The sequence below is a fragment of the Psychromicrobium silvestre genome (assembly GCF_013408295.1).
Lineage (GTDB): Bacteria > Actinomycetota > Actinomycetes > Actinomycetales > Micrococcaceae > Renibacterium > Renibacterium silvestre.
Genome location: NZ_JACBYQ010000002.1, coordinates 78,538 through 97,682, shown reverse-complemented (window position 1 = coordinate 97,682; position 19,145 = coordinate 78,538). Strand labels below are relative to the sequence as shown.

Sequence of the window (19,145 nt, the reverse complement as noted above, 5' to 3'; positions counted from 1 at the left end):
CGAGAATAGAGGGGTGAACCGTGCATCTCTGGAGAAACGCCCGGACGAAGTCGCCGCTATGTTCGACGACGTCGCCCCCAAATACGATCTGACCAACGACCTGTTGTCGATGGGGCAAACCCGTCGCTGGCGAAAGATCGTGGTGGAAGCCGTCGGGGCGGTGCCGGGTCAGCGGGTGCTAGATGTCGCGGCCGGAACCGGAACCTCCAGCGAGCCCTACGCCGACGCCGGAATCGACGTGGTGGCCCTCGATTTCTCGCTCGGCATGCTCAAGGTAGGCAAGCGCCGCCGTCCGGATATTAACTTCGTGGCCGGTGACGCCACCGCGCTACCCTTTGCTGATAATAGCTTCGATGCCACCACCATCTCCTTCGGTCTGCGCAATGTGAACGAGCCGAAAAAAGCGATCGCGGAGATGCTACGGGTGACTAAGCCGGGCGGCAAGCTGGTGATTGCCGAATTCTCGCATCCCACCTTCGGACCATTCCGAACGGTCTATACCGAATACTTGATGCGGGCTTTGCCCGCTATCGCCAAGCGGTCCTCCTCAAACCCCACCGCTTATGACTACTTGGCCGAGTCCATCCGAGAGTGGCCCGATCAGGACCATTTGGCTCAGTGGATCGCCGAGGCGGGCTGGACCAAGGTCAACTATCGCAACCTCAACGGCGGACTGGTTGCTCTGCACCGGGCGTATAAAGCTTAGTTAGAGCTTAATTATGAAGATCGTCATCGTTGGTGCGGGGCCAGCAGGTTCAACCGCTGCCTATTACCTGGCCTCGGCAGGGTTCGAGGTCACTGTCCTGGAGAAAACCCACTTCCCGCGGGAGAAAGTCTGCGGGGATGGGCTGACCCCGCGTGCCGTGCGGGAGATCCAGTTGCTCGGCCTGCCACACGATTCGGAGGGTTGGCGACGTAATCGCGGTCTGCGCCTGATTGCCCAGGGCCGTCAGGTTGAGGTGGCCTGGCCGGAGTTGAGCGATTTTCCGGATTATGGATTGATCCGCACCCGCTTCGGTTTCGACGAGGAACTAGCAAACCACGCTCGCCGAGCCGGTGCCTGGATCCTGGAGGGGCACAACGTCAGCTCGGTACGGACCGACGACGACGGCCGGGTGGTTGGTGTGACCGCTGCGGTTTTGGATGAGGTAGGCAAGAAAACCGGGCAGGTCTTGGATATCCCGGCCGACGTGGTGCTGGCCGCCGATGGGAACTCGAGCCGCACTGCGCTTTCGCTGGGACTAGCCAAAAGGGATGACCGGCCCTTGGGGGTAGCGGTGCGTACCTATTTCACCTCCCCTCGGCATGAAGAGGATTGGATGGAGGGCTGGTTGGAGCTGGCCGGTCCTTCCGGGCCACTTCCTGGTTACGGTTGGGTTTTCGGAGTGGGCGATGGCACCTGCAATGTGGGCTTGGGCATCCTGAACTCCTCACGAGAGTTCGGCAAACTGGATTATCGCCGAGTGCTGAGAGATTGGACCGCCGCGATGCCCGCCGAATGGGGGTTCTCACAGGAGAACCAAGTTGGCGAGATTCGTGGCGCTGCGCTGCCGATGGGTTTCAACCGAACCCCTCATTACAGTCCTGGGCTACTGCTGCTCGGCGATGCCGGGGGAATGGTGAGCCCCTTCAACGGCGAGGGCATTTCCTATGCGATGGAATCCGGTCGTTATGCTGCGGAATTTTTAGAAAGGGCTGCGCTGACGAATTCGCGGCTCGCGTCCGATTATGCGCTGCATGGCTATGCGGACCATATTCGAACCCTTTGGGGTAGGCATTTCACCCTGGGCCGGGTGTTCGCCGGGTTGATTGGCAAGCCCTCGATTATGCAGTTGGCGCTGCGTACTGGGATGCCGGTGCCTCCGCTCATGCACTTCGTTGTCCGGCTGATGGCGAACCTTACTGATGCGCCCGGAACACCGGGCCGGGACCTCAGCGATAGAGCGGCACATCTGCTCGAACAGCTCGTTCCTGAGACCAGCAATACGCAGGTTAGGCTTAAGTCGTGAGCAATCCTGTAATTCCGGGCGATTCGGGCAGTCCCGCCTGGACCCACGCCGGCCATGGCGTCCATGATTCCGTCGAGCTCGATCCGCCGACGAGTGCCCTTGCCCTGGGCATTAAGCTGCCGGCGGCCTTTGCCGAAATTGCCGAGGACCCAGACCTTGGGCCGGCTATTTACACTTCACTTGCCAAAGTGGAGAAGCAGCTTCGGGAGGCGATTGCCAATTCCGATCCTTTGGCCGATGCAACCTCGAGGCACCTGATTGAGGCCGGCGGCAAACGGATCCGTCCGCTGCTGGTATTGCTGGCTTCGCACCTGGGCGATCCGGGCCGGGCCGAGGTGATCAGGGCCGCCGTCGTCGTCGAACTGACCCATTTGGCGACGCTGTACCACGATGACGTAATGGACTCCGCTCCCTTCCGTCGTGGTGCGCCCACCGCCCACGAGGTGTGGGGCAACTCGGTAGCCATCCTGACCGGGGACCTGATTTTCGCCCGAGCATCCATCCTGGTCTCGGAACTGGGGCCCAAGGCGCTGGGCATTCAAGCTCGAACCTTTGAGCGGCTGTGCCTAGGGCAATTGCATGAGACGGTAGGCCCACGCGAGGACGAAGATCCGGTGGATCACTACCTCTCGGTGGTTTCCGATAAGACCGGCTCCCTAGTGGCGGCCTCGGGCCAGCTGGGTGCGATCTTCGCCAATGTGTCGGAAGAATTCCAGAACGTTTTGGTCGAGTACGGCGAAAAGGTCGGGGTGGCCTTCCAGCTAGCCGACGACGTGATTGATGTGACCGGGGCAAAGCAGGTCTCCGGCAAGTCACCCGGCACTGATCTCCGTGAGGGAGTATCGACGTTACCGGTGTTGCTGCTGCGCAAGGCGGCGGTCACGGATCCTTCTGCCGCCGAGGTGTTGGCGCTGGTTGAGGGGGATCTATCCTCTGACGAGGCTTTGGCTGTTGCCGTCAAGGCTTTGCGTGAGCATTCGGTCACGCAGGATTCCTGGGTAGTGGCTCGGCAGTGGGCGGATGATGCGATTGCCGCATTGGCTCCGCTTCCGGAAGGTGTGGTCAAGTCCGCTCTGACCAGCTTCGCGCACGCCGTGGCGCACCGCGAGGTCTAACGGTCTTTCCTCTGGAACGGGAACGCAGGGAGACCGGATCAGTCTTCCTCGTCGCTGAAAACCCAGTCAAAGTAGTCGAGCACGAATTCGCTGAAAGTGCCTTCTTCGCAAACCCAATTGCCCTTGGCGTTGCTGCGTCGCCAGACCAGAGGGTCCGGAACATCAACTTGTTCGGCACGGATACCCCAGGTGTAGAGCTCTTCTTCGTCCTCAAGGAAGAGCAGATAACCGTCCTCGATCTCCAGCTCATCTGGATCCCAGAAGTAGTAATAGGCTTCCATCAGCTCGGAATTACCCAGCGCCAAATAGAATTCCCGCAGCGCTTGTGGCACTTCTGTCGCCAGCTCATGGCTGAGCTCGGCCTCGGGGAACCCGTCTTCCTGCTGCCATTGCTCGGAGAGATGGGAAGGAATCAGGTCGCGGAACTTCTGTAGAAAGATTTCGCTCACCTGAACATCCTAGGATGTTTTTATGACCCCTGAAATGTATCCCAGCTCACACCCGGTCCTCGACGACGTCAAAAAGCTGCTTAACCTTCCGGTTTCGCTGGCGGTGGATGTGGCAGATGATGGGACGCTGCTGACGAATACCAATATCGGCGGCACCAGTCAGCTCTGGGAGGTTCGCCCCGACGGGGCGCGGGTTCAGCTCACCGATTTCAGTTCCACCGCCACCGGGCGGTACCTGCCGGGAAGCCGAAAACTGTTGATCTCCTCGGACACCGATGGCAACGAACGTCATCAGCTTTACTTGCTGGATCCGGAGTCTGCCGTGTTGCCGGTGAGCAGTCTTCCGGCATTGATCGATGATCCCGAACACATCTATCAGTTGATGGCACTCGATGCGGAGAGCCTGGTGTATTCAACAAATCGGCGCAACGAGGTCGATTTTGACCTGATCAGGCGTAGGCACTTCGACGGCGAGGAAGAGATTCTCTGGGCGGGTGGCGGAAACTTCGCTCAGGTTTCGGCCTCTCCAGACGGCCGTTACCTGGTTTCCAATGCGATGAGCCTGCAACCGGCCTCCAACACTCTCCGATTGCTCGACGTGGTGGCCAAACAGTGGCAGGTCATCACAGCCGAAGACATTCCGGGGCAGTACGGGGAAGTGAGCTGGCTGGCGGATTCCTCCGGATTCTTCAGCAGCCAGGATGCCGATACCGATTTCCGCTCGGTGAGTTTCTACCGGATCGCCGATAGCCGCTGGCATTCCTTCCTAGCCGAGCCGGAGGTCAATGTGACAATCAGGCTCAATGAAGCTGGCAATCGCGCCTTGATCCAGCGGCTCAAGGACGGTCAGAGCACGCTGAGCCTGAGCGACCTCCACACCGGGGATAATCTGCCTGAACTGGGACCTGAGGTACCGGTCAGCCTTCCCGAAGCGGGTTATGCGGTCGCTGAAATCAGTGCGAACGGGCAGCAACTGGCGGTGACGTTCTCCTCACCAACTTTTCCCGATGAAGTTTTTAGCGCGGCCTTAGCCGAGCATCTCGGCGAAGGACCGATTTCCTTGACTCAAAGGACCTTCGCCGAGGGCCGAGAGATTGCTAAGAAGCTGCCTAGTACCGAGCTGGTGCGGATTCCCACCCGGGACGGAGAGCAGATCCCTGCTTTTGTCACCCGTGGGGATGCCAGCGCGGTGCTAAATATCCACGGCGGGCCGGAGGCTGCCAGCCTCTACCAGTGGTCGCCGCGGAATGCTGCCTTGATGTTGTCCGGTCACACCGTAGTGGTACCCAATGTCCGCGGCTCGAGTGGCTATGGACGCCGTTGGATGTCAATGGATGATGTGGAGCTTCGGCTGGACTCGGTGGAAGATCTGGTGGACATCCACCGTTGGCTGGTGGGAAGTGGTATCAACGCCGGGCGGGTGGCCCTCTACGGCGGCAGCTATGGCGGTTATATGGTGCTGGCCGGAATGACCTTCCATCCCGAATATTGGGCCGCCGGAGTGGATATCGTCGGGATGAGTTCACTGGTGACCTTTATGGAGAACACCTCGCCCTACCGCCGGGCTTATCGGGAACGTGAATATGGTTCCGTGGAACAGCATCGGCAGGTTTTGCAGGATGCCTCTCCGTTGCCCAGAATCCAGAAGCTGGCCAAGCCGCTCATGGTCATTCACGGTGCCAACGATCCGCGGGTGCCGCTCAGTGAGGCCGAGCAGGTGGCAGCGGCCGTCCGGGCAAACGGCAGCGAATGCGAAATGTTGGTCTATTCCGATGAAGGCCACGGGCTGAGCCGCCGGAAAAATCAACTGGATGCCTACCCACGCGCGGTAGAGTTCCTTCGCCGCACCTTAGATGCCGTTCTCTCCTAGGCCTTCCGTCGCCAGACTGCCAGGGGAGCATGCCAGCGGAAACGCCAGGCTAATAGCCGGAAAGCGAAGACTACGACGGCGATGGCTAGACCGGTGCTGAGGTTCAGGATGCCGGTGAGATAGCACACCGCCGCGAGAGCCGAACCCAAGAAAGCTGGCATGGCATAGATATCGTGCCGGTTGAACAGCTGTGGCACCTCGTTGGCCACCACGTCACGGAGCAGTCCGCCGCCTACCGCCGTGGTCACTCCGAGCAGCGCCGAGGCCACCGGGTTGAGCCCTGCATCGAGCGCTTTGACCGTGCCAGTAATGCAGAATAAGGCCAGTCCGGCGGCATCAAAAACGGTCAGCAGACCTTTGGTCTTCTCCACTCCGGAGTACAGGAAGAACACCAGAAGTGTTGCCAGTAGTGGTGGGAATAGGTAGAGCGGATTGGAGAAGGCTGCCGGAAGCTGACCAATGACTAGATCGCGGACCACCCCGCCGCCGAGGCTGACCAAGGAGCCGAGCAGCAGCGATCCCACTAGATCGAAGTTCTTCCGAGCCGCTAGCAGGCAACCGGATACTGCGAAGAAAAAGACGCCGAGCAGGTCCGGAAGAATTTCGATGCTCACCGGAGCAGATTACACTTCCGAGGGTGGACCAGCCCATTTTGATCGCCTGTGCACACGGCACCGACAACCCCCTTGGCCGCGCCGAAATCAATCGACTGCGCGAGCAAATCGCCTCCCTTCGGCCGGGGCTGCGGGTGCTGGAAGCCTATGTCGATGTGCAGCGTCCCTCGCTTGAGGAAGTGCTGGCTGGGCTGCCCGGGGGAGTCCCCGCCGTCGTCGTGCCACTACTACTTTCCGTGGGTTATCACGTAGAGGTCGATATTCCGCGCGCGGTTGCTGGTAGGGCAAGGACGACGGCGGCTGCCCCCTTAGGCCCGGACCCTCGACTTGCCGAGGTGCTGGCGGAGCGGCTGCGGGCTTTGCCGGGCTTCGATCGGGAGTGGGGAGTGGTGCTAGCTGCGGCCGGGTCTTCAAAACCGGGGGCGGCAAAAGCCGTGGAGATAACTGCGAAACAGCTCGGCGCCCTGATTTCGCAGCCTGTCTTGGCAGCCTTCGGGGCGAGCGCCGAACCCAAGCCGCCAGCCGCCGTCGAACACTTGCGCCGCGAGTCGGCAAAGGTGGCCATTGCCTCATACTTGTTGGCGCCGGGCTTCTTCCACGATCAGCTGGCAAGGGCCGGGGCGGATGCGGTCAGCGCGCCGCTGCTGCCAGCCCCGGTGATAGCTCAAATAGCCCTGGATCGCTACGATGCCGTTGCCAATCAACGGGACGAGGAGGACCGGAATGCTGTTCCCAGCTGAGGCCAATTTAGTGGAGGCCGCTCTGAACCTGGCCGCGACACTGCCAGAGAACGATGAACACACGGTTGCGGCCGCGGCCATGGACGCCAATGGAGAAATTTACACCGGCGTCAATGTCTACCATTTCAGCGGGGGCCCCTGCGCGGAGCTGGTGGTGCTCGGGATCGCAGCAGCCCAGGGCTCAGCTCCATTGGTGAGCATCGTAGCGGCGGGACATGACGGGCGGGGGATTCTGGCTCCCTGCGGCCGCTGCCGTCAGACTCTGATCGACTATTTCCCAGATATCGCGGTGATTATGCCCTCCTGGCCCGGCGAGGAGGGACCCACCAGCATAAGGATTTCTCGGCTTTTGCCTGGCACTTATCGTCGGCCGGGTCGGAGCTCAAGACCTAGGGTCGTTTATTTTTCTGCACGTTACTTTGACGATGTGCGCTTGGGGAGAAAAACCAGCACTGTTCGTTGGAATGATCCGGTGGAGCTGGGCCCAGCGACTCTGGTTTTCGAGTTCGCTGAGACGCCGCGCTCTATCCCCGGAGAGGTTCTCGGAATCCGGGCGGTTCAGATGGCCACCCTGATGGCCGAGGCCGACACTGCCCATGGCCCGGGAGCAGGGGACCAGTATCTGACAGCCTTGCGTCAGCACTATCCCGATCTGAATCCAGAAGATCAGTTGGAAGAAGTCAGTTTCGCGACGCGCTTGGATCAGATTTAGCGGATATGACGAAGTGTTGCTGCAAGTGACTTAGCATTTCGAAATTTTCCTGGCGCTTCTCTGCTCGGCCCTAATCTCGATACATGACTCAGGCAACTGCTGATCGGGCTCCCCGGCCTTCCCGCCCGGCCACTAAGCCGCACGGGCAGTGGAAAGTTGATGGCACTGCGCCACTGAATCCGAACGAGACCTGGAAGCAGGATGACGGCGGCCTCAATGTGCGGGCCCGGATCGAACAGATCTATTCTCGTGAAGGCTTTGACTCGATTGACGGCACGGATCTGCATGGCCGATTCCGTTGGTGGGGGCTTTATACCCAGCGGAAACCAGGAATCGAAGGCGGCAAGACCGCAACCCTGGAGCCGCACGAGCTTGAGGATAAATACTTCATGCTCCGGGTGCGCATCGACGGGGGAGCGCTGACCACGGAGCAGCTCCGGGTTATCGGGCAGATCTCGGTGGATTTTGCCCGCGACTCCGCAGACCTGACGGATCGGCAGAACATTCAGTTGCACTGGATTCGAGTCGAGGACGTGCCGGAAATCTGGCGGCGGCTGGAGGCCGTGGGCCTCTCCACCACGGAAGCATGCGGCGACGTACCGCGAGTGATTCTGGGTTCCCCGGTAGCCGGGATTGCCGCCGACGAGATTATCGACCCCACCCCTTTGATCAATGAGTTGGCCGAGCGGTTCATCGGTGATCCCGAACTGGCCAACTTGCCCCGCAAATACAAGACCGCGATCACCGGGCACCCCTCCCAAGACGTGGTGCACGAAATCAATGACTTTGCTCTGGTGGGGATCGTGCACCCCACGCTCGGCATCGGTTACGACCTTTGGGTGGGCGGCGGACTGTCCACCAGCGCCCGCTTGGCCGAGCGGCTGGGAGTGTTCGTGGCCCCCGAGGTGGCCGCCGAAGTCTGGCTCGGAGTAACCAGCATCTTCCGGGACTACGGGTACCGCAGAATGCGAACCAAGGCTCGTTTGAAGTTCCTCATGAACGACTGGGGTCCGGTGAAATTCCGTGAGGTCTTGGAAGCCGAATACCTGGGATATGCGCTGCCGGACGGCCCGGCCGCACCCAAGCCCACCTCGCCCGGGGATCACATTGGCGTACACGAGCAGAAAGACGGCCGCTTTTATATCGGGGTTGCGCCGACCGTCGGACGGATTTCCGGTGAAAAGCTCTTGGACCTGGCTGCCCTGATCGAGGCGCACGGGTCTTCTAGGCTGCGCACCACGCCACATCAGAAGCTGGTCATCCTGGATATCCCGAAGGACCGGTTGGAGTCGCTGCTCGCCGGACTGGAACCACTCGGGCTGACCGCGAAACCCTCGATCTTCCGACGCAGCACCATCGCCTGCACCGGAATCGAGTACTGCAAGCTGGCCATTGTGGAGACCAAGGTCACCGCGGCCACCGCAATAGCCGAACTGGAAAAGCGGCTCGCCGATTTGGTGGATGCCGGTGAGCTCGAAGACCCCATCTCGCTGCATATCAATGGCTGCCCGAATTCCTGCGCCCGGATCCAGACCGCGGATATCGGTTTGAAGGGGATGATGTTACCCACGCCCGACGGCGATCCCACCCCGGGCTTCCAGGTGCACCTAGGTGGTGGGCTGGCTTCGTCCAACCGGGAGGAAGCGGGATTGGGCAGAACCATTCGTGGGCTCAAGGTCACCGTTCAAGACCTGCCGGATTATGTCGAGCAACTGGTTCGCCGTTTCGTGGCTGCGCGTTCCGAGGGGGAGACCTTCGCCGAGTGGGCGCATCGATCCGCAGAGGAAGATCTGAAATGAGTACAGCACTTCGTTCACAAGAGGAACTCCAAGCCCTGGCCGCCGAGGGGGCAAAACGACTCGGCTGGGATGCTCCGGCCGCCGAGGTGATTGGCTGGGTGGCCGAGAACTTCTCGGTGTCCGCGGCCGCCGTCGCCTGTTCAATGGCCGACGCGGTGCTGCCGGCTCTGGTCTCCGAACAACTTTCCGGGGTGGACGTGCTCTTCCTGGAGACCGGATATCACTTTCCCGAAACGTTGGAAACCCGGAAGACCGTGGCCGAGTATTTCCCAGTGAACATTGTGGATGTGCTGCCAGCTCAGACCGTCGCCGAGCAGGACGCCGCTTTCGGCAAGGACCTCTTCGCCCGGAATCCCGCTCAATGCTGCCAGCTACGCAAAATGGACCCTCTGGCCAAGGTTTTGGGCGGTTATGAGGTTTGGTTCACCGGAGTTCGCCGGGATGAGGCGCCGACGCGTAGCAACACCCCGCTGATTAGCTGGGATGCTTCGCACGGCCTGATCAAGGTCAACCCACTCGCCGGCTGGTCATTGGATGCGTTGGTGACCTATGCGGAGAACAATCTGATTCCGGTCAATCCGTTGATGTCACGTGGTTTTCTGTCTATTGGCTGCGCACCCTGCACTCGGCCGGTGGCTCCGGGAGAAGATCCGCGAGCCGGACGCTGGGCGGGTACCGATAAAACCGAATGCGGGATTCACCTATGAGCGCTGAAGCTGCTGCTTTGCTGGAGACCAGCAGGCTGAGCAGCCTGGATGTGCTTGAATCGGAATCCATCCACATTCTGCGCGAGGTGGTGGCAGAATTCGAACGCCCCGCCATGCTGTTCTCCGGCGGCAAGGATTCGGTCGTCATGCTGCATCTGGCCGCAAAGGCCTTCTGGCCGGGACGGGTACCGTTTCCGGTGCTGCACGTTGACACCGGGCACAATTTTCCCGAGGTGCTGGATTTCCGGGACCGGACGGTTTCCCGGCTGGGCCTCCGCCTGGTGGTGGGCAGCGTGCAGGAGTACATCGATCGCGGCGAACTAGCCGAGCGAGCCGACGGCACTAGGAATCCCTTGCAGACCGCTCCCTTACTTGGAGCGATTGCCAGCGAACGCTTCGACGCCGTTTTTGGTGGCGGTCGGCGGGATGAGGACAAGGCTAGAGCCAAGGAACGGATTCTGTCGCTACGCGATGAATTCGGTCAATGGGACCCACGGAATCAGCGTCCCGAGCTGTGGAACCTCTACAACGGCAGGCACACGGTGGGGCAGCATGTTAGGGCTTTCCCGATCTCCAATTGGACCGAGCTGGACATCTGGCGGTACATCGAGCGGGAGAACATCGAACTACCCTCGATCTATTACGCGCACCCCCGCGAGGTCTTCGAGCGGGATGGAATGTGGATGGGCGTGGGTCCGTATTCCGAGCCCCGGGCCACCGAGCCCGTGGTTACGCGGACCGTTCGCTACCGGACGGTGGGGGACATGTCCTGCACAGGTGCTGTGCTGTCCTCCGCGGCCACGGTCGCCGAAGTGGTCCGCGAGGTCGCCGCCTCGACGCTGACCGAGCGAGGTGCCACCCGGGCAGATGACCGGATCTCCGAAGCAGCAATGGAAGACCGGAAGAAAGACGGATATTTCTAATGAGTATTTCTCTGGATGATCTTTCCGCGGCTGCCCCCGAGGGCGCTGAGGCTGGCACGCTCTTCCGCTTCGCCACGGCGGGCTCGGTGGACGACGGCAAATCTACTTTGGTGGGCCGACTGCTGCATGATTCGAAGGCCATTCTGGCGGACACCCTGGACGCGGTAGCCAGGACCTCCGCCGAGCGTGGCTTCGGCGGCGAGGCCGGGGGAGTGGACTTGGCGCTGCTCACCGACGGACTGCGAGCCGAGCGCGAACAGGGCATCACAATCGATGTGGCGTATCGGTATTTCGCGACCGATCGACGTTCCTTCATCCTGGCGGATTGCCCGGGTCATGTGCAGTACACCAAGAACACGGTGACCGGCGCGTCTACCGCGGATGCCGTCGTCGTACTGATTGACGCCCGAAAGGGTGTGTTGGAGCAGACCAGAAGGCACCTCTCGGTGCTGCAACTGCTGCGGGTTCCGCATGTCATTGTCGCTGTGAATAAAATCGACTTGGTCTCCTTCTCGGAGGAGGTGTTCTCCTCGATTGCCGAGGACGTGTTGACGGTGGCTTCCTCGGTAGGCTTGGCTGCGCCGATCGTGGTTCCGGTCTCCGCATTGGAGGGCGACAATGTGGTGGAGCTTTCCGAGCGCACGCCCTGGTACTCCGGACCCTCATTGCTAGGGGTGCTGGAATCGCTGCCATCCACCGATGAGCTGGAGTCGCTCTCCGAAACGCCCGAACCCTTCCGTTTCCCGGTGCAGTTGGTATTGCGACCACAGGGCGGGCTGGCTCCCGGGCTCCCGGGCGAGGACTTCAGGGATTATCGGGGCTATGCCGGCCAGATCGCTTCCGGTTCGGTGGCGGTAGGAGACTCGGTGACGGTATTGCCTACCGGGCGTTCGACGTCGGTCACTGGCCTTGACGGTCCAGGAGGGGTCCCGCTTTCGGTGGCCACGGCTCCGCAATCGGTGGTGCTCCGCTTAGCAGATGAGCTGGATGTGGCTCGGGGTGAACTGATCGCTGCCGCCGGAACTGTTCGCGAGGTTTCGCAGGACCTGTATTCCTCCTTATGCTGGCTCTCGCCGAAGCCGTTGCGGGAGGGGTCAAAGGTGCTGGTCAAGCACGGCACCCGAACGGTGCAAGCCCTGGTGCGGGCAATTGGCGGGAAGCTTGACCTGGATAGTTTCTCCCTGGAACCTGCCTCATCGCTGGAACTCAATGACATCGGGGCGGTGCAATTGCGACTAGCCTCCGCGCTGCCCTTGGAACCCTATGCCTTGCATCGCCGAACCGGGGCATTTCTGGTCATCGATCCGGTTGATGGGAACACTCTGGCTGCAGGCATGGTGGCCGAGCATCCTGGGGATTCGGAAGATGAAAGATACGTAATCTAAGTTTTTGTTGGTCTCCGAACCGGGAGTTATCCACATTGGGGCATTCCGCTCTTGTGGGTCCTGGCTAACTGCGGTTCTCTTGTCAGATGAAACGCCTGGACAGCCCTTATCCACTCGACATTCGGCGGCTCCCGCTGCGCTTCTCCGTCGAGCTAGTAGGGGCTCCGAAGCCGTGGACCGGCACCTTCCTGACTCTGGTGTCCGGGGGTTCCGTGCCGTCAGAGCAACTGCGCGATCTGGCTCGTTTCTTGGTCGGTAGCGATCAGCCGGGTGGCACTATCGCCTTTATCTATTGTGGTTTGTCGTTGTCTTTCGACGAGCAAGTTAGTGAACTGACAGCTTTCCAGCGCACGCTCGCCGAGCACACGAGGCCGGGAAGCCAGACCATTAATATTTCGCATCGTGGGGGCATCGGGCTCAGCTCCGCCGCCGAGCTGATGGGCGCGCACTACGGGCAACTGATAGCGCTTTCCGGCACGGAGCTGGCCCCCGCTTGGCAGCCTCAGAAGGGAACGAAGTATCTGAGCCTGGGTTACCCGGAGGCTCAGCAATTCGCCGAACAGCTCGGTGTTGAGGGGCTGAATCATCCGATGAAGGATCCGAGTTTCGAACACCGCTGGTACTGCCCACCGAGCGGTAGCCGCTGGGGAGGTCCGCTACACAGCGGTGAAGGGGAACTCATTTTGAGTGCCGGGCCGGAAAATGAACCTCTGCTGTCCGAATTAAGGGAGTCGGTTCTTGGGCTGCGGCTGGAGAGGAGTGCCTAGGCGTCGGGGGAACTTCGCCAGTCCAGCCTGATCGCCGGCTGGGTTTTGGAGAGCTTCCTTCAACCCGGCTTTATGACTCCCGGTTACCCTCAATGACCCCCTGTTTCCAAGCTCTTGAGCACCATTCGGCACCTCATTACGGTTGACCCATGGCTTCCGAATCCGTGCTCGTTCCTGCCGCAGCAAGGCTGCCGCAACGATGTCGAATGTGCTGATCTGCCCCACCTGTTACTTTCCCCCGACAGACCAGCCCGTACCTCAGCAAGGAGCCCAAGATGTCTCAAGATTCAGAACTTCCGAAGTCAGGGAAATCGGCCTCGGAACCAGCACACGACGAAGAAATCAAGACCACCAAGATTGTCGCAGGCCAGAAGCCGCCAAAGTCTCAAAAGCCCAAGAAAAGGGGCTTCTTCACCAAGTCCCGCACCTTAGAGGTCAGTGTTGCCGTCGGCATTGCCGCGGTGATCGCCATCGGTGCAGCCTCCGTGACCATCGCCGCTAATGCAAATAACGCCAATAACTCTCAGCAAGCGGATGACCTCAAGGAACTTAGACTCGGCTACTTCGGGAACGTGACTCATGCGCTTCCCGTGGTCGGCGTCCAGCAGGGCTTCTACGCCAAGGAGCTTGGCAAGACAGCGCTGAAGACTCAGATCTTCAATGCTGGCCCGGCTGCTATCGAAGCGCTCAACGCCGGTGCTATTGACGCGGCCTACCTCGGCCCGAGCCCGGCGATCAACTCCTTCGTGAAGTCCCAGGGCCAGTCGATCAGTATCGTCGCCGGCGCGGCGTCCGGTGGCGCGCAGCTCGTGGTCAGGCCAAGTATCAATAAGGTTGCGGACCTCAAGGGCAAGGTGTTGGCCACCCCGCAACTTGGTGGCACCCAGGATGTCGCTTTGCGCAACTATCTTGCCGATAACGGCCTCAAGGTAGCCACCAATGGCGGGAACGACGTCACTATCAATCCCACCGAGAATGCCCAGACCCTCAAGCTCTTCCAGGACGGCAAGTTAGATGGTGCCTGGCTTCCAGAGCCTTGGGCCTCTCGGCTGGTCCTCGAAGCCGGGGCAAAGGTTCTGGTGGATGAGAAGGACCTCTGGAAGGACGGCCAATTCCCCACCACGATCCTGATTGTGAACAAGACCTTCCTGAAGGATCACCCGGATGCCATCAAGTCCTTGCTCAAAGCCCAGTTGGAAACCCAGGACTGGCTGAGCCAGCACAAAGACCAGGCCATTAGCGCGGTCAATGCTGGACTTGTTCAGGCCGCAGGTAAGGGACTCTCGGATGACGTGCTGAAACGTGCCTTGGACAATCTCACGCTGACCGATGATCCCCTGGCGAGCACCTATAAGACCCTGCTCGACAACGGAGTCAAAGCCGGTGTGACCAAGGAATCCGATATCAATGGCATCTTCGACCTGCGGCTGCTCAACGAGATTCTCAAGGAACAAGGCAAGCCGGTGATCAGCGCGGACGGCCTGGGCGAAAGCTAGATTGCGTTTTCCGAGCGAACGCAAAGCTGTCCCCACCGACTCCCCCAACTCGGTGGGGACAGCTTTGCCGGGGACTGTTACCTCCCGTGACCCCAGATGACCCCGAGTGTCCTGTTGCTTGAGCCCATCTATTCTGCTCCCTAACGTTGAACCATGACAGCCCCAGTTCATGAGGTCACGGCTCAAGAAGTCACGACGGCGAGCACCGGCTCCCAGCCCCGGGATGGCCGTCCCGTGGTGGTGCTGGACAAACTGGGTAAAGACTTCGGAGATCCGAATAATCCAGTACTCGAAGACGTTGATCTGACTATCGGACGGGGTGAGTTCGTCGCCTTGCTCGGCGCCTCCGGCTGCGGAAAGTCCACCTTGCTCAACTTGATCGCCGGGCTCGAACAACCCACCGCGGGTTCGATGGAGATTCCCGCCGACGGCGTTGCTTTTATGTTCCAGGATGCCACCTTGTTCCCTTGGCTCACCGCGCAGGGGAACATTGAACTCGCGCTCAAGCTGCGTGGAGTTCCGAAAGAGGAACGAAAAGAAAAAGCTGAGGAGCTGCTTGCCCTTGTGCATCTGCAGCAAGCTGGCAAGAAGCGCCCTCATGAACTCTCCGGCGGCATGCGGCAACGCGTTGCGCTGGCTCGTTCGCTGGCCCAGGATAAACACGTGCTGCTGATGGATGAGCCCTTTGCCGCCCTGGACGCCATCACTCGCGATCTATTGCACGAGGAACTTGCCAGGATCTGGCGGCACACCGGCCGGACCATTATTTTTGTCACCCATAACGTCCGCGAGGCAGTCCGATTGGGCCAGCGCGTTTTACTGCTCTCCTCCAGACCAGGACGGGTGATCCGAGAGTGGCAGGTTCGTGAAGAGCAGAAGCAACCGGAACAGGCGGCGCTCTTGGCCAACGAAATGACCGCGGCGCTTCGACAGGAGATTAGCCGCCATGTCTAGCCTGCTCAGCCCCGATAAGAAAACCTCCGAGGCGGAGCTGGAGGGCCTGGATAAACTTCAAACCGATACCGCTAGGAGCGGCGCCGATCGGAAAAAGCAGCTCAAGCGAACCTTGACCCGGGTGCTCTCACCCCTGGCCGCCGTCGTCGTTTTGATACTGATCTGGCAGCTCTATGTTTGGCTGGGTGGCAAGCGTCAGGACGTGGTTCCCGGTCCGCTCGACGTGGCTGCCACTTTTGGCCAGCTCTGGGAGCAGGGCACGCTGCAACAGGCGGTCTGGACTTCCGTGCAGCGGGGACTGATCGGCTTTGTGGTGAGCGCTGTGATTGGTACGGCGCTCGGCCTGCTGTTCGCTCAGGTCCGTCCGCTACGCACCGCTTTCGGCCCGCTGATTTCCGGTCTGCAGGTCTTACCGAGCGTGGCTTGGGTACCGGCCGCGATCATTTGGTTCGGGCTTTCCGATGGCACTGTGTACTTTGTGCTGCTGATGGGGGCAATCCCTTCGATCATTAACGGGCTGATTTCCGGCGTAGACCAGGTTCCACCGCAATTCCGTTCGATGGGTACGGTGCTCGGGGCGAGTAAGACCGAGCTCTCCCTGCGCATCATCCTGCCCGCTGCGCTGCCGGGCTATCTTTCCGGGCTCAAGCAAGGCTGGGCTTTTTCCTGGCGATCGCTGATGGCGGCGGAGATCATCGCGATTGGCGGCACCATGGGCTTCGGCCTGGGAACCTTGCTGCAGCAGGGCCGGGATCTGTCCGATATGGGCATGGTAATGGCTGCGATCCTGATGATCTTGCTGGTTGGCATTGTGGTGGAGCTGGCAATTTTTGCGCCGATTGAACGTAAGCTGCTGCGCGGCCGGGGCCTGTTGCTGAACTGAGTTTGCTGGTCGGATGGTTTCATCTCGACTCCACTGCGACTTCACGGCCCGGCCTGGTTCGGCCCGGTTCGGGATAGCCCAATGACTTCGGGATAGCCTATTAGCCCGACAAAGGACTATCCCGAAGCTAGGGAGCTATCGCGACGACAGCTGGCCGGGGGAGCGTGGCAGGTCGAACCGGTCAAGGTTCATCACTTTGTTCCAGGTTGCCACGAAGTCGCGCACGAACTTCTCCTCGGCATCCTCGCTCGCATAGACCTCCGAGAGCGCACGCAACTCGGAGTTATTCGCAAAGATGAGATCGGTACGACTTGCGATCCACCTGAGTTCCTCGGTGTTCCTGTCCCGGCCCTCGTAGATCGCTTCCGTGGCGTCGCCGTCTGGCTTTGCCGCCCAAATTGTGTCCATATCGAGTAAGTTGACGAAGAAATCGTTGCTTAGCACGCCCGGTGTCGATGTGAGCACGCCCGAGGAGGTCTGGTCGTAGTTCGCCCCCAGCACGCGCATACCGCCGAGCAAAACCGTCATCTCGGGGGCACTCAGCTTCATTTGGCCCGCCCTCTCGATAAGTAGAACTTCCGATGGCAGTCGCTTGTCCTTGCCAAGGTAGCTGCGGAATGCGTCAGCCTTTGGTTCCAGCACGGCGAACCATTCGGGGTCAGTGCATTCTTGGCTTGCATCCGTCCGCCCCGGGTGGAAGGGAACTTCGACGTCGTAACCGGCTCTGGAGGCAGCATCTTCGACCGCAGCGCAGCCGCCAAGAACAATCAGGTCGGCAAGGGAGATCTTGGTATCGCCACTCTGGGAATCATTGAACTGGGTGCGGATCTGCTCAAGCATGCCCAGCACTATTTCGAGTTTTTCGGGTTCGTTGACGTCCCAGTTTCGCTGTGGATCGAGACGAATACGGGCACCATTCGCCCCGCCCCGCTTATCGCTGTTTCGGAACGTAGAAGCCGAAGCCCAGGCGGTGGATACCAATTGCTGTACGGTCAGACCCGACTTGAGTAGTTGGCTTTTGAGTGCTGCGATGTCGGTCGCATCGACGAGCTGGTGGTCAATATCTGGCAGTGGGTCCTGCCAGATAAGGTGTTCGGACGGGACGAGCGCGCCAAGGTACCGATGGCTTGGGCCCATGTCTATGTGCGTGAGTTTGAACCAAGCCCGGGAGAACGCCTCCGCGAGCTGATCCGGATTCTCTAGGAATCTCCGCGCGATTGGCTCGTATCTTGGATCCTCTTGCAAGGCCAGGTCGGTGGTGAGCATGGTCGGCACATGGGTCTTGGATGGGTCATGGGCGTCCGGGACGGTGCCTGCTCCGGCGCCGTTGCTCGGGATCCATTGCCATAACCCGGCAGGGCTGAGCGTCACCTCCCACTCGTAGCCGAAGAGTGTCTCTAGGAAGCTGTTGTCCCACTTAATTGGGGTGGGCGTCCAGATCCCTTCGAGCCCGCTGGTGATGGTATCGGGACCCTTGCCCGTTCCGAAATGGTTCGCCCAGCCCAAGCCTTGTTGCTCGAGCGGTGCGATGTCGGGTTCTGGCCCAAGGCTGGTGGCGGGGTCGGCAGCTCCGTGGCTCTTACCAAAGGTGTGCCCACCGGCAAGCAGCGCGACCGTTTCCTCGTCATTCAAGCCCATCCGATGGAAGGTCTGGCGGATCTCGCGTGCTGAGGCAATTGGATCGGGTACGGTGGCGGGCCCCTGCGGATCGACGTAGATCAATCCCATCTCGCTGGCTGCTAGGGGTTCATCCAGATCTCGGATGCCGCTGTGACGCTCGTCGGCGAGCCACCGATCTTCAGGGCCCCAATAGGTCTCGTCGGCTTCCCAGACTTCTTCCCGGCCGCCGCCGAAACCAAAGGTAGTGAAGCCCATCGTTTCCAGTGCGCGGTTGCCTGCGAAGACCATTAGATCGGCCCAGGAGATCTTGCGTCCGTACTTCTGCTTCACCGGCCACAGGAGCCGGCGTGCCTTGTCTAAATTGCGGTTATCGGGCCAGCCGTTCAATGGCGCAAAGCGCTGCATTCCGGCGCTGGCACCTCCCCGGCCGTCACCGATGCGATAGGTGCCAGCGGTGTGCCAGGTCATCCGCATCACAAACGGTCCGTAGTGTCCGAAATCGGCGGGCCACCAGTCCTGGGAGCTCGTCAGCACCTTATCCACATCGCGGGCCAGGCTCTCGAGGTCCAGGGAGAGGAACTGTTCGGCATAGTCAAAGTCTTCACCAAGCGGGTTGGCGGCGCGGCTTGGTCGAGCGAGGCTCCTGAGGTCAAGCCTATTGTGCCCTCTGATGTCTGGATTCGCGCCTGCCACAGGAGGATTTCCTCGCTTGGTCGAGCGACGCGCATTCACGGTCCGGTCATACGTCTGATCAACGTAGGTGTCAGGGTTCCCCGCCATGGCTATTCCTTCCAGCGAGCCTAGAGGGACTCGATGTGTAACTGGACGTCCAGTGAGCCGCTGAAGGGTGAGCTTCCGCCGGCTGCTGATCCTAGGATGCGGATCCACATTGCTGTTGACGTCCTTTCGGGGTGGTGCTGGTGGGGTGCCTGGCCGTTGTTGGGTTGTGGCACCCCACCAGTTGGTACTGCTTTTGGTGTTACTTTTCGAGGATGGCCACGTAGGCGGTGACCTCGGCAGAGACACGGATTTCTTTGAGCGTGGGAGCTTCCCAGTGCTGCGGTGTGTGTTTGGTGTTCATGTTTCCTTGGTTCCTTTCAGT

17 protein-coding genes and 1 pseudogene are annotated in these 19,145 nt (G+C 60.5%); 14 read left to right on the top strand and 4 right to left on the bottom strand.

All coding sequences use genetic code 11. The features are described 5' to 3' along the window. Positions 1-13: 13 nt before the first annotated feature. Genes FHU41_RS08485 through FHU41_RS08475 form a run of 3 tightly spaced genes read left to right on the top strand, consistent with a single transcriptional unit; the run spans position 14 to position 3,124 of the window. Positions 14-706, top strand: a complete 693-nt coding sequence (locus FHU41_RS08485; protein ID WP_179389262.1) for a demethylmenaquinone methyltransferase — start codon at positions 14-16, stop codon at positions 704-706. Between the two features lie 13 nt (positions 707-719). After that, positions 720-2,009, top strand: coding sequence for a geranylgeranyl reductase family protein (locus tag FHU41_RS08480; protein ID WP_179389261.1), 1,290 nt, complete (start codon positions 720-722; stop codon positions 2,007-2,009). Further along, complete coding sequence (locus FHU41_RS08475; RefSeq protein WP_343046293.1) at positions 2,006-3,124, top strand: polyprenyl synthetase family protein; 1,119 nt, start codon at positions 2,006-2,008, stop codon at positions 3,122-3,124. The genes FHU41_RS08480 and FHU41_RS08475 overlap by 4 nt, the downstream gene beginning before the upstream one ends. 38 nt (positions 3,125-3,162) lie before the next feature. Here the strand turns inward: FHU41_RS08475 and FHU41_RS08470 are convergent, their stop codons facing one another. Further along, on the bottom strand, positions 3,163-3,573 hold the full coding sequence (locus tag FHU41_RS08470; protein ID WP_179389260.1) for a hypothetical protein: 411 nt from the start codon (positions 3,571-3,573) through the stop codon (positions 3,163-3,165). Positions 3,574-3,595: 22 nt separating this feature from the next. Between FHU41_RS08470 and FHU41_RS08465 the strand changes: the two genes are divergently transcribed. Then, positions 3,596-5,443 (top strand): alpha/beta hydrolase family protein, encoded by a 1,848-nt coding sequence (locus FHU41_RS08465; protein ID WP_179389259.1) that lies wholly within the window; start codon positions 3,596-3,598, stop codon positions 5,441-5,443. On the opposite strand, the gene FHU41_RS08460 is transcribed toward FHU41_RS08465, so the two are convergent. Further along, entirely contained in the window at positions 5,440-6,057 is a 618-nt protein-coding gene (locus tag FHU41_RS08460) for a TRIC cation channel family protein (RefSeq protein ID WP_179389258.1), read from the bottom strand. The genes FHU41_RS08465 and FHU41_RS08460 overlap by 4 nt on opposite strands. Before the next feature lie 23 nt (positions 6,058-6,080). Here FHU41_RS08460 and FHU41_RS08455 point away from each other — a divergent pair, with 23 nt between their 5' ends. The 10 genes and pseudogenes from FHU41_RS08455 to FHU41_RS08410 all read left to right on the top strand — a co-directional run bounded on the left by FHU41_RS08455 (position 6,081) and on the right by FHU41_RS08410 (position 16,423). Beyond that, positions 6,081-6,797, top strand: a complete 717-nt coding sequence (locus FHU41_RS08455) for a CbiX/SirB N-terminal domain-containing protein (RefSeq protein ID WP_179389257.1) — start codon at positions 6,081-6,083, stop codon at positions 6,795-6,797. Then, positions 6,781-7,509 carry a hypothetical protein gene (locus FHU41_RS08450; protein WP_179389256.1) on the top strand — a complete coding sequence of 243 codons (729 nt, stop codon included), beginning with the start codon at positions 6,781-6,783 and terminating at the stop codon, positions 7,507-7,509. Before FHU41_RS08455 ends, FHU41_RS08450 begins: the two co-directional genes overlap by 17 nt. 83 nt (positions 7,510-7,592) lie before the next feature. Continuing rightward, positions 7,593-9,308, top strand: coding sequence for a nitrite/sulfite reductase (locus FHU41_RS08445; RefSeq protein WP_179389255.1), 1,716 nt, complete (start codon positions 7,593-7,595; stop codon positions 9,306-9,308). Beyond that, entirely contained in the window at positions 9,305-10,015 is a 711-nt protein-coding gene (locus FHU41_RS08440; RefSeq protein ID WP_179389254.1) for a phosphoadenylyl-sulfate reductase, read from the top strand. The genes FHU41_RS08445 and FHU41_RS08440 overlap by 4 nt, the downstream gene beginning before the upstream one ends. Continuing rightward, on the top strand, positions 10,012-10,938 hold the full coding sequence (cysD, locus tag FHU41_RS08435; RefSeq protein WP_246279582.1) for a sulfate adenylyltransferase subunit CysD: 927 nt from the start codon (positions 10,012-10,014) through the stop codon (positions 10,936-10,938). Before FHU41_RS08440 ends, cysD begins: the two co-directional genes overlap by 4 nt. Beyond that, positions 10,938-12,323, top strand: coding sequence for a sulfate adenylyltransferase subunit 1 (locus FHU41_RS08430; RefSeq protein WP_179389252.1), 1,386 nt, complete (start codon positions 10,938-10,940; stop codon positions 12,321-12,323). The genes cysD and FHU41_RS08430 overlap by 1 nt, the downstream gene beginning before the upstream one ends. Before the next feature lie 86 nt (positions 12,324-12,409). Next, the gene (locus FHU41_RS08425) at positions 12,410-13,090 is read left to right on the top strand and encodes a hypothetical protein (protein WP_179389251.1); all 681 of its coding nucleotides are present in this window, start codon (positions 12,410-12,412) and stop codon (positions 13,088-13,090) included. Positions 13,091-13,365: 275 nt separating this feature from the next. After that, positions 13,366-14,586 (top strand): ABC transporter substrate-binding protein, encoded by a 1,221-nt coding sequence (locus FHU41_RS08420; RefSeq protein WP_179389250.1) that lies wholly within the window; start codon positions 13,366-13,368, stop codon positions 14,584-14,586. Positions 14,587-14,904: 318 nt separating this feature from the next. Then, positions 14,905-15,540: pseudogene (locus FHU41_RS08415) on the top strand (ABC transporter ATP-binding protein); the annotation flags it as partial. Then, entirely contained in the window at positions 15,533-16,423 is an 891-nt protein-coding gene (locus FHU41_RS08410) for an ABC transporter permease (RefSeq protein ID WP_179389248.1), read from the top strand. The pseudogene FHU41_RS08415 and the gene FHU41_RS08410, both read left to right, overlap by 8 nt. A 135-nt stretch (positions 16,424-16,558) precedes the next feature. Here FHU41_RS08410 and katG read toward each other — a convergent pair whose 3' ends face one another. Together katG and pqqA are read right to left on the bottom strand one after the other, a co-directional pair. Beyond that, positions 16,559-18,823, bottom strand: a complete 2,265-nt coding sequence (gene katG / locus FHU41_RS08405) for a catalase/peroxidase HPI (RefSeq protein ID WP_179389247.1) — start codon at positions 18,821-18,823, stop codon at positions 16,559-16,561. A 199-nt stretch (positions 18,824-19,022) separates the two neighbouring features. Beyond that, positions 19,023-19,124: a pyrroloquinoline quinone precursor peptide PqqA gene (pqqA, locus tag FHU41_RS08400; RefSeq protein WP_179389244.1), complete on the bottom strand. Its 102-nt coding sequence runs from the start codon at positions 19,122-19,124 to the stop codon at positions 19,023-19,025. Positions 19,125-19,145: the final 21 nt, after the last annotated feature.

What these genes read in the sequence shown, in the direction of transcription:
- FHU41_RS08480 (WP_179389261.1), top strand. Translation starts at nt 720, where the DNA reads ATGAAGATCGTCATCGTTGGTGCGGGGCCAGCAGGTTCAACCGCTGCC.
- FHU41_RS08465 (WP_179389259.1), top strand. Translation starts at nt 3,596, where the DNA reads ATGACCCCTGAAATGTATCCCAGCTCACACCCGGTCCTCGACGACGTC.
- FHU41_RS08450 (WP_179389256.1), top strand. Translation starts at nt 6,781, where the DNA reads ATGCTGTTCCCAGCTGAGGCCAATTTAGTGGAGGCCGCTCTGAACCTG.
- FHU41_RS08445 (WP_179389255.1), top strand. Translation starts at nt 7,593, where the DNA reads ATGACTCAGGCAACTGCTGATCGGGCTCCCCGGCCTTCCCGCCCGGCC.
- FHU41_RS08440 (WP_179389254.1), top strand. Translation starts at nt 9,305, where the DNA reads ATGAGTACAGCACTTCGTTCACAAGAGGAACTCCAAGCCCTGGCCGCC.
- cysD (WP_246279582.1), top strand. Translation starts at nt 10,012, where the DNA reads ATGAGCGCTGAAGCTGCTGCTTTGCTGGAGACCAGCAGGCTGAGCAGC.
- FHU41_RS08430 (WP_179389252.1), top strand. Translation starts at nt 10,938, where the DNA reads ATGAGTATTTCTCTGGATGATCTTTCCGCGGCTGCCCCCGAGGGCGCT.
- FHU41_RS08425 (WP_179389251.1), top strand. Translation starts at nt 12,410, where the DNA reads ATGAAACGCCTGGACAGCCCTTATCCACTCGACATTCGGCGGCTCCCG.
- FHU41_RS08420 (WP_179389250.1), top strand. Translation starts at nt 13,366, where the DNA reads ATGTCTCAAGATTCAGAACTTCCGAAGTCAGGGAAATCGGCCTCGGAA.
- FHU41_RS08410 (WP_179389248.1), top strand. Translation starts at nt 15,533, where the DNA reads ATGTCTAGCCTGCTCAGCCCCGATAAGAAAACCTCCGAGGCGGAGCTG.
- katG (WP_179389247.1), bottom strand. Translation starts at nt 18,823, where the DNA reads ATGGCGGGGAACCCTGACACCTACGTTGATCAGACGTATGACCGGACC.
- pqqA (WP_179389244.1), bottom strand. Translation starts at nt 19,124, where the DNA reads ATGAACACCAAACACACACCGCAGCACTGGGAAGCTCCCACGCTCAAA.